Genomic DNA, 10,753 nt, shown 5'->3' on the forward strand with positions numbered 1-10,753 from the left:
CCTATTTTTGAGAGGAAATGGTCATAGGTGGTTGGCATACGGCAATAGACTTAACGCTATATGGCATACCTAACACATAATCACTTGCTAAGAAGAAGCGTTTAGTACCATTAGTTAAATAATGATGTTGAACGCTTGGTACGAATTTTAAGAAGATGTACGATCCCGAACCGTTTGGTGTTTTACGCGTAGTTACACCAATATCGATTTCGTCGTTAACGTGGAAGTACTTATCTTCTGGAACAAAGAGATGGTTAGCTTCCCATTGTTCATAAGGTAACTTATTCTCAAAGCTTTGTTCTTGAATCGAGTTTGAAGTCATGATTAAGAGTGTATCTAAATCTAGACGCGTATCGACATAATCACATAAGCAATTGAGCTTATATTTGTAATCATGGATTAACTCTTGATCATCTTCTACAATAAAGTGGAACGTAAAGTTCGAGATTGGCATTTGCAGAATATGATTCCACGCAGCTTGGTGTGCCAGAGTTAGATTTAACTCTGCAGGTGTAATTTCTCGTCCGTACGATTGCTTAAAGCGTTCGAAGTCGAATAACTCTTCTTGTTCAGCACGCGGTAAAGCAGCATAGTCTTTAAACGGAATGATCGTAAATCCTGGGAACTTACGGTTAATCTCTTCTTCACTTAAGCTTTTTTGGATCACAAAGTAGTGACTAGCTTGTAAATATTCAGATGGAGAAGTAAGTGGCACTGAGCGCAGTTTGATTTTCTCGCGCTCAAGACTAGCAATACGTTCAGCATTAAGAATAGACTCAAGAGCTGTATCGTCATAACCCATTTGTGGATTAGTGTAGGCAAACATGCCAGGTCTAAAACGATAGTAAGCAGCAATGTCATCACCTACCCAGTCGATTTTACCTTCAATACGTTTACGTTCAGCCACGAGCAGACGTTTCTTGATTAGGTAGAAACCTGCACCAGCAGGGAAAGGTTTTTGTAATAAACCTATACCTAGAGTATCTGGAGCTATTTCATGATAGCCTGGAACAATTGAGTTTAACGAGTGTACACTACAGAACTCTTCTGGTTCTAAGAAGTTAAAGTGAGGTACTTGGTTTTGCGCCCCGTTAATAATCATTACACGATCACGTAAATGATACTCAACATAAATTAAAATCTGATTCAGTAAGTTATACCAATCTGGATGTAATTTAGTGTCATCTTCGATAATCATTACCCAATCATCGAGATCGAGTTCAGGATCATATAAAGCTTTACGCAGAATTTGCGTATGCGATAAGGAACAACCATATTCGCCTGGCTGCATTTCACGATTGTAACGTGCGTGATAACGCGGAATATCAAAGGCTGCTTCTTTTTCTTCTTGGTTGAGGTTTTTTCCGATTACAGCATGGTGCACGTAAAAGTCGGCAATATGCGACTGCTGCATAAAGGCTTGCAGACGATCTACCGAAGAAGGTAAGTTAATTACGTATTTTTTAACTTTGGCTAGTTTATCTGGTAAAAAGCCAGCACGTGCATATCCAGCCAGATTTTGTAATTCTGGTGATTTTTGCTGAATTTTAGCTTGAAGTTCTGGCTCTTGTTGCGCAATTAACTCGGTAATTGGCACATCTGTCCCAAAGTACCATGGTTTGTCAGCAGCAATTTTAGCAGCTTGCTCGGCAGTTAAATCACTGGTGTCGAGGTTTTCAGGTACGTAAGGAGCATTGAGCTCACCGGTTTTATAGTAGTCAGCACGCGTAATGTCTTCATCAGTTGGCAATTTAGTTGCAGGTAAAGGATTAATACGCTCAATTTGCGCTTGAATTAATGCTTGCTGCATATCTTGCGGTTTACCAGGATATTCAGCAATTAATTTATTTAAGTCTTGCTGCTCAACTTCACCATGTAGTAAATAATCAACCGAATGATCTTCTTGCGTAGCCGCACTTGGGTTTTGGCTAATTTTCTCTTGACTATAAACTAGAGCTAAACTTGGGTTTAACCACAGACAACTACCCACTTTAAACTCAAACAGCGACGCATAGCGATCGAGGTAAAGTTTACTCCGATCACGATAATCATCGGCTTGCAGTTTTTGCGTTAGTGCTTTTTTACGAATCAGGACTAAAGGATATTCACTAAAAATATATGAACTACTTACTGCTGCTTCGAGATCAGCACCTAGAGGGTGCACCCAATCTTGTTGTTGGGTATGTAAGTTATTTTTACGTAAGAGTTCGAGTTTAGTATTGAAATTCGGATCATCAATTGGTCTAAAACCAGATTCAACCGCGCCAATCCCAGTAAATAATAAGTTACACTCTGGATAACGTTGATGCATAAAGCCAATGGCTTTATTTAAAGTGTTATACCAAGATGGACGTAATAATGCTCGGTCTTTAGCAATTAGCACAAAGTCATCATCGGCAATGGTTTGATCATTAACAATGCTTAGCAGTAACTCACGTTGTGCTAAGGTTAGCGCCGTAGTCTCTAAACGCGGTTGTACCGGTTGCGAGCGTTGCATGTCAATTGGATAATAGTAACTTTGCTCGACCTGCTCTAAATCCCATTTTTCGATGCTAGGTAAAGGCCAAGCGGTAAAGTTTTTAGTATTTTCTTGACTAAAGAAGCGCCCTAAATATTGCTGATTATCAGTAGTCGTCATTACATACTTACGAATATTACTTAAGTAATCATAACCATGAGAAGTAATGGCATGACTTTGCTGCTCAAAGCCGAGCGCCATACTTGCTTGTAAAGCTAGTTGTTGCGCTTGCGCGTCGTGTAGATTATTGGCATTATCTTTACGCGTGTGTACTCCTAGGGCTGGATTTGCCATAGCTACACTATGGGTAGTAAACTCCATAATAAAGTGCACAGCATCTTTAGTCCAGTACAGATTCCCATCAAACGGTAAGAGGGTGTGATATTCTTGCCAGTTAGCAGTTGTTTGTTTTAAGTATTCTGGTAAATCTGCTTGCTGACGCGCAATGGCTTGTTCACTTACGGCTAGAGGTACTGATTCATGAGTGTTATCACCATTGAGGCTTTGTACTTTTACGATCCCTGATGAGTTTAGAGTAGTAAAAGCTTGTCCATAAGTCAGCTTATCTAAAGCGCGAATTACAGACGGAGCAATTTTTTCACTTAAAGCTGGTTTGCGGATCAGGAAGAATGCACCACGATAGAAGTTAAAAACATTCGACGGGTTAATTTCTTGTTGCCCTAAAATCGAATTTAACTTATAGGTGTAACTGCTTACATCGGTATCGATCTGGCTTTCAGGATAAATGCCTAAATTATCTAATTCTTCTTTGCTTAGTTGGGCAAAAGAGGCATTTTTATCATAGCTTAAGAAGATGTATTTAGTGTTATTTAAGTATTGACGTTCTTCTGCGGTCGTACGCTGCTCTAAAGCTACAAGTTGTTCTTGCGTACAAAGATCTCTTTGTAATTGTCCACTTAAACCATAACTCGCGAGAATACTTTCTAAACGCCATGCCCATTCAGGATGAAGATTAACTTGATCTTCACACACTAAAACCCACTGTCCATTAGCAATATTCGGATCTAAAGCAACATGAGCTAACAGATTATTAACGCTAATAGCTTCGTTTACGCTTTGGATCGATAAGACAGTTGAAGGTAAAGGTGAACACTGTTCTTTGTACTTATAAAAGTCAAAATAGGGTTGGAGTGCTTTTAAGAATGGGGCATGCTCATATTCGTCAGTAGTAAAACCTGGAGCATTAATATCAAACTCAAAAGCAGGATGGTACAAATTAGCCATCTCTTGGCTAATTTGTCCACGTTCAAGCATAAGCTTAACAATGTCTACCCCTTTAATTGGAGTAAACATTGCTGCATATGGTTGATGAAAAAAGTCTAGTTCCGGCTTATTACCGGTAGGCATTTCTATAACAAATTTAGGAATGCTGGCTAAAAGGGGTAATTTAGTCATAAATATTAAGACAGTTGTTTAGCTACTATTAAGTCAGCTAATTTTCTTAAATCTAGTTGGTACTGATATACAGTTGCTTGCTCGTTTGCAGAATTTGCAACTAAAGAGCTCTTAGAAGCAGACGTTTCCTGTTGTTTGTTTACCTGCTCGCTATAAGCTTGATGGTTGTTAGTTACTTTGTCCTCATTGCTAGCGTTAGCTTTAGATTCAGCTTTAAGCTCTGCTTTAGGTTCTTTCTTGCTGCCTTTAAAGAGGTTGCGGAAAAAGCCACCTTTAGTTTTACTTTGTGCTTGAGAGATCCTTACAGCAGCAGTAGTAGTTTCAGCATTTGCAGTAGCGTCGGTACTTACAGTAGTGTCACTATTAGCAGAAGTGTCACCGTCAGAAACTGAATGAGAATTACTTTCTGCAGTAGCTTCTGCTTCGGCGGTTGTAGAAGAATTTACTTGCTTAGCAGTAACTACTTGCGGCTCACAGCTTAAAGTACTAGTTAACTCAGCAAGGCTTAATTGTAAATCTTTGGCTAATTGCGCAAACTGCTTCTCACTTAGTTCTAGGTCATGTAATGCAACGCTTGAGTTTAAGCTTTGTTGCATTAGTTCATAAGCGAGTAAGCTTGTTTGTTGCGCTTCAACATCCAGAGCTAAAGGAGCTAAGTGGGTAACTATGCCGTTTATCGCTAACGCAGCAACCGTTTCTCCTGCTGCAAGTTGTTGCACAATCTTAGGTAAAGCTCGTTTAGCGACAATAATCCCTCCTAAAGAAGCTAAAGTAGCGGTACTAACTTGCTCGTTAGTAAGAGATATGTCACTTGAAGTTACATTATCTGTTGTACTTGTTGCACTAGTCTCATTTGTGTTAGTACTTGAAGTAGTGCTTGAGGTATTAGTACTATTAACCGGTAAAATAATAAAGATTGGTACTTCACCTGCACGTACAAATGCTTGAGTTAAAGCTTGATTTGCTTGCTTATACCAATCTGCACTAAAACATGCCGTACGTGGCACTAGGAGTAAATAATCGTAAGCAAGAATACTTTGATCAGCGTTTACTTGTTGAGCAAGAGTTTGTAAATTGCTTAAGCTTAAATCTTGCAGTAGTGCAGCTAGATCTAACTTAGAAGTTGCTTCTTGCAGGTTTGTACTATGGTTAAGGGCAAGAGTATTACATAGTTGGAAATCGACCGTGTTCTCTTGCGCAAAGAAGTTACCTAAAACTTCTTGACTAGTTGCACTATTACCTAAAGTGGTATAAGAGATACTTGCTGCAGGAGTAATAAAACCTAAAGCATCTAAGTGACTACTATGGGCTGCAGCTGGTGCAAGTACATATTTACGCATGGTTGCTAAATAGTCATAACCAGTACTTAGTGTACCTTTTTGATAATTTACATCATAGAGAGCTTGACTTATAGTTGCCCAAGCATTTGCTACTGCTGGTTGCTCTTGAGCTAAAAGCATACCTAAACTTGGGATTGCATTAGCGACAACGGTTTGTCCTTGTTGCCAATTACTAAATGCTCCAGCTAAGAGTGAATAACGTCCTTGAGGGACACAAGGTTGCCAGCCTAGTTTTTGCAGGATTTTACTGTGAGCTTGACTAGTAGTAAAACCAGCTTGATCTAAACTTATGCTCGTAGTACTAGCGATATGGTTCTGTAGTAGGGCTCGTTTAGAGACTAAAAAACCAGCAGCTCCCGTACCTTGTAAAGCTTGTAAAAACTCTAAGCCGAGATGTATATCTTGCTCAGCTACTTGCGGATAAGCACTTGGACTAGTGCTTAAATTTAGATGTACTTGATGAGCGGCAATGCTAACTAGGTTGCTTGGATGTTTATGCGGATTATCGACATTTACCCAATTAGCAAGAGTTAAGTCTTTAGCTTGATAGAGTTGGTTCCCTAATTTAATTAAACCGGTACGTACCAGACGATCTAGTAAAGCTACTAAAGCATGTTCACCACGTGCTAGAGCCGTTTGTAAATATTCAGGGAGTTCGCTATAAGCTTGCAGTAAAGCTTGGCGATAGGTTTGTTTATAAGCTACAAAGTTTTCTTGCTCGGAACTTTGAGCTGAACTTTTAGCTGTACTTTGAGCTACAATTTGTTCTGTGCTTTGAACTGTGCTTTGTGTAGCGTTAGTATTAGCGTCAGTATCCTTTGTAGCTGAAGCTAATTCACTATCAGTGTTAGCAAAGCTTATATCAACGCGAGAGCTAGCAGGGTTAGCAGTGTTTGCTTTTACTCGAAGAGCTTGTAGTTCTGCATTGTTCGCTAGAGATTGCTGTAAGATTGTTACTAGTTGCAGATACTGCTCAACACGTAAGCGCCAATCTGGTAAGAGTTTTAACTCTTCATTAACTACCATTACCCACTCTTGCTCTTGGAGTTGCGAGTTTTGGGCAATGTATTGGTAAATGAGGCGTTGCGTTACTGCGGCATTAATTTGCTTAAGGGTAAATTTACCTTGTAATTGCGCGGCTTGCGCTTTAGTACCTTGCCAAAACAGACGTAAACGTAATAAGCCTTTAGTACCTAAAGTAGCTTGTGTCTTATCGCTAAGAAGTGAGGCAATGTCAACTAAATCACTTGCTGCGTCAGAGGCTGTAATAATTGTTTGTCCCCAAGCATTAGTGCTAAGTTGTTGGCTATTGGTAAGCGCGGTGTTTTGTAGCGTATGTTTGTCTAGGTTAGCGGCTTTGTTAGTGCTAGCTTTTTTATGCGCTTGAAGATTAGTGCTTTGCGCTAATAGTTCATTAGCTAAAGCTTCTCCGTAAGCTACTAACGGTGCTAGTTCTAGAGTTAAAGCACTAGCGCGAGCTAAACTATGTTGTAAACGCTCTAAATAGTCTGTATGAGTTGCATACAGAGGAGCTTGCGTTACCAGATCTGGTAAGGCTTGCGTATCTAGATCACTTGGCACGAGATAACCAAAACGTACTAATTGTTGTACAAAGTACTGATCATCGCTCAAGCGTCCAGCCTGAAAGCCGCTAAATTGCGTAAATTCTTCGGCATAAGGCTGCGTATAGAAATCTGCTGCTATCTTAGAATCACTACCCCACACGATTTTGCAAAGGTTAGTGACTTCTGGCAAAGATAAGAATGAGTTTTTCATGGATAAATCGAATAATAATTTAGCTTAAAAGTAAAAGCTTACTCTTAAGTTAGACAATTTTTTACGTCTTATATTTTACTACATAATGCCCTTTAGTTATGTCTGATAGTTCTGCTTGTCCTGCGCAAAGGTTGAGCTTGATATACTTCGCGTTTGATTGCTGATATATGGTAAAATTTAAGGACTTTTTCATCCCTAATTAACCAAGATTTATGTGAATGGCAATCCCATTCAAGTCAGAGCTTACCAGTTAAGGCTTAAGTAACCTTAATTTGTGAGAAATGACCTAAAAGTAGATATTCTATGTTTGATCAAACCTTATACATTATTGATGGTACGGCCTTAATTTTTCGTAACTATCATGTCTTCTTAGATTTATATTTAAATTCGAAAAAACAAGATACCGGTGCTATTAACGGTACTATTACTTCTTTAAATGCTCTGTGGCGTAATCAGTTACCAGAAAACATTGTGGTAGTTTTTGACCCAAAGAGTCCGTCGTTCCGTCAAGAAATTTATAGCGAATATAAAGGACATCGTGCCTCACCTGATGAACAATTAAAAGCACAGTTTGAACCGATTATTAAACTTATTAAAGCCATGGGTTTCCCAGTGCGTATTATTGATGGCTATGAGGCCGATGACGTAATCGGGACTATTGCTAAGTATCACAGTGCTAAAGGGCATCACGTAATTATTGAGTCGCGCGATAAAGACTTTATTCAGCTAATCGATGAACATATTAGTCTAAGTGATGAAGGTAAGTCTAGCTATGATCTAAAAAATGCTCATACTAAATTTGGTGTACCAATTGAGTACACAATTGACTTCTTAGCCCTTTGTGGTGATAGTGCTGATAATATTCCAGGGGTAAAAAATGTCGGAGAGAAGTCAGCGGCTGCCATTATTAATGGTTATGGTGGTTTAGAAGACATTTACCGTGCAATCGATAATGGAGAGTTTACCAAACAAGTAACTAATCTCCGTCCAGAAACCCTAGCGAAGCGTTTACTTGAAGGACGTGAGAATGCTTTCTTATCGTATAAACTAGCAACTATTTACACCCAAGTGCCGCTCGAGAATATTGAGTTAGAAGATTTTGTGATGCAAGATCCGGATGTAAACAAAATCTTGCAAATTGTTGAAGAGTACGAATTAAATTCTTTACGTAGTTCTTTAATGGCAAATACGCTGCACTTCTTAGAAGATAAACAAGATTTAGTACAACCTGGGATTGCAGCCTATCATTCTGAGCATGGAATGTTTGAATCACGTCCGTTCCTGAAAATCAATAAAACTGCGATCAAGCATTTAACACCTGAAGAGCGTCAAGAAGTATTTAATACAGGTTTGCTGCCTGATGGTACTCCTGCTAGTGAAGCTCCAGCTTCATCACGTGCGCGCGCCAACAGTAAAACAAAAAGTTCGAAGAGCTCTAAAGGAGCAAAAGCAGATAAACAAGAAGCTTATATTTGTACGGAGCAAGATTTAGCTCTCTTAGCAAGTACCGAGAAGTTTGCGGTTGATCTTACGAACTACTCTGACAAGATTGTTGAGCAACAATTAATTAATCTCTCGAGCGTAAGTGATGAGTTACCCGCTCTTACTTCATTAGAAGCTAAGCAACAAGTTTTTAGTCGAGCTTTACAAGCTAGTCCTTTAATGAGTGCTTTAGCACAGGCGGCACAAGTAAGTTTGCTCTGGGAATTCAACCCACTACATAAAACACCTGTGGCTCTAAAAGTACTGGTTGAAAGTCAAACAGACACAGCAGCGCAAGAGGCCAACCAACAGGCTCTAGCGCAAGAGAAACAAGTTGCGGCATTAGATAGTAACTATGTACGTCCGGCATGGCAAACAGAGTTTGCAAGTCGCCAAGTATTTAGCTTATCGTTTGAAGGAGTTCAAGAATTACTTACCGGACAAATCTTTGTTGCTAAAGAGAAATCTGCGCAATATGTAACCGAAAATTTTAAAGCTTTTGTGGGGGCTTTTAAAGAGTTAGTAGTTTTACCTCTTTTGGATCAGAAGTATGCGCATATTCCAGTTTTAGTAAGTGACTTAAAAGATCTAGCACATATTTGTGCTTTAGACTTAGCAACCGTACAACAAGTAGGCGCGAATGTGCATGATCTCAAAGTGCTAGCTTATACACGTAACTCAGCAGTTAAAGATACTAATATTGCTGGTTATGCGAAAGCTTTTACTGGTCTAGACTTTACGCCAATTAAATACTTAAAAACTAAAGTTGATCTTGAGCAAATTATGACAGCGCTAAATGAAAGTATTGCCTTTATGCCAGTACTTTATAGTTGCTGTAAAACCCTTGCGCAAAGTTCACTTTACGCGCAAGTTGAACAACCTCTATGGAAATACCTCTATGCCATGGAAGTTAATGGGGTTAAAGTTGACTATACGCGTCTCAAAGCTGTTGCTCAAGCTTTACAGGCTGAAATTGCACAAGTTGAAGCTAAGGTTTATGAGTTAGCCGGACAAGAGTTTAATATTAACTCTCCAAAACAAACCGGACAAATCCTGTTTGAAAAACTCATGTTACCAGACATGAATAATGGTTCGACCAGTGCTGAAGCTTTACGTGAGTTATCGCATCCAATTATTGAGCCGATTTTAGAGTACCGCTCATTAACGACTATTATTAGTACCCACGTATTACCGCTAATTGAACTCGCTAAAGCGAATAAAGAGCAAATGATCCACACCACGTTCCAACAAACGCAAGTGGTAACTGGACGTTTATCATCGCAAGATCCAAACTTACAAAACGTACCAGCACGTTCAGATATAGCTAAAGAAATCCGTGCGAGCTTTGTAGCCCAACCTGGCTATAAGATTGTAAGTTTCGACTATAGTCAAATCGAGTTAAGAGTTTCTGCATGTTTATCACAAGATGAGCATATGTTAGAAGCTTTTGCCCATGGAGAAGATATCCACGCTCGTACAGCTTCTAAACTTTTCAATGTTGCACTATATCAAGTAGAGTACAAACAACGTCAAATTGCTAAAGCGATTAACTTCGGTTTAAACTATGGGAAAACGGCTTATAGTTTATCAATCGAATTAGGCATTAGCCGTCAAGATGCTAAAGCTTATATTGATAGTTACTTTGAGACCTATCCAAGCATTAAGGGCTTTATTGATAAGACAATTAATAAAGCAAGCAGTTGTATGTACGTACAAACAATTGAAGGGCGAGTAATTCCATTACCACGCATTCAGTCGACAATTCGTCCGGTAGCTGAGGCGGAAAAACGTAATGCGACTAACTATCCAATCCAAGGTTCGGCTGCCGAAATTATTAAAATCGCCATGGTGGCTTTAAATAAAGCTATTACTGAGAAAATGCCAGAAGTGCTACCGTTATTACAAGTACACGATGAGTTAGTATTCTCGATTCCAGAACACTTAATTTATAACTATGTGCCACAAATTAAGCAATTAATGGAAGAGTGTGTAAGCTTACCAGGAGTGAACTTATTAGTAGAATTCTCGGTAGGTGATCACTGGAAAAAATAACTTGGCAAGTTTGGATCATTTTGAGGGTACAGCTTTGATAGAGATTTACAACCTAATTTTTACCATAGATTAAGGTTGTGAGAATAGTTAAGGGTAGAGAGGAGTTCCTCTCTACCCTTAACCTATTTTGTAAACCTAATCGATAGTCATATTTTGTAATTTTGGAATA

Annotated in this window: 3 protein-coding genes; 1 reads left to right on the top strand and 2 read right to left on the bottom strand. The window is 39.1% G+C overall.

Features of this window, described 5'->3' with window-relative positions:
• Position 1: 1 nt before the first annotated feature.
• Together CKF58_RS01245 and CKF58_RS01250 are read right to left on the bottom strand one after the other, a co-directional pair.
• On the bottom strand, positions 2-3,934 hold the full coding sequence (locus tag CKF58_RS01245) for a glycosyltransferase family 25 protein (RefSeq protein WP_119530174.1): 3,933 nt from the start codon (positions 3,932-3,934) through the stop codon (positions 2-4).
• A 5-nt stretch (positions 3,935-3,939) separates the two neighbouring features.
• The gene (locus CKF58_RS01250) at positions 3,940-7,050 is read right to left on the bottom strand and encodes a hypothetical protein (protein ID WP_119530175.1); all 3,111 of its coding nucleotides are present in this window, start codon (positions 7,048-7,050) and stop codon (positions 3,940-3,942) included.
• 303 nt (positions 7,051-7,353) lie between these two features.
• Between CKF58_RS01250 and polA the strand changes: the two genes are divergently transcribed.
• The gene (gene polA / locus CKF58_RS01255) at positions 7,354-10,584 is read left to right on the top strand and encodes a DNA polymerase I (protein ID WP_119530176.1); all 3,231 of its coding nucleotides are present in this window, start codon (positions 7,354-7,356) and stop codon (positions 10,582-10,584) included.
• Positions 10,585-10,753 lie beyond the last annotated feature (169 nt).

Source organism: Psittacicella hinzii (genome assembly GCF_003585935.1).
GTDB lineage: Bacteria > Pseudomonadota > Gammaproteobacteria > Enterobacterales > Psittacicellaceae > Psittacicella > Psittacicella hinzii.

Coding starts and splice junctions, on each gene's coding strand:
- CKF58_RS01245 (WP_119530174.1), bottom strand. CDS start 3,934: ATGACTAAATTACCCCTTTTAGCCAGCATTCCTAAATTTGTTATAGAA.
- CKF58_RS01250 (WP_119530175.1), bottom strand. CDS start 7,050: ATGAAAAACTCATTCTTATCTTTGCCAGAAGTCACTAACCTTTGCAAA.
- polA (WP_119530176.1), top strand. CDS start 7,354: ATGTTTGATCAAACCTTATACATTATTGATGGTACGGCCTTAATTTTT.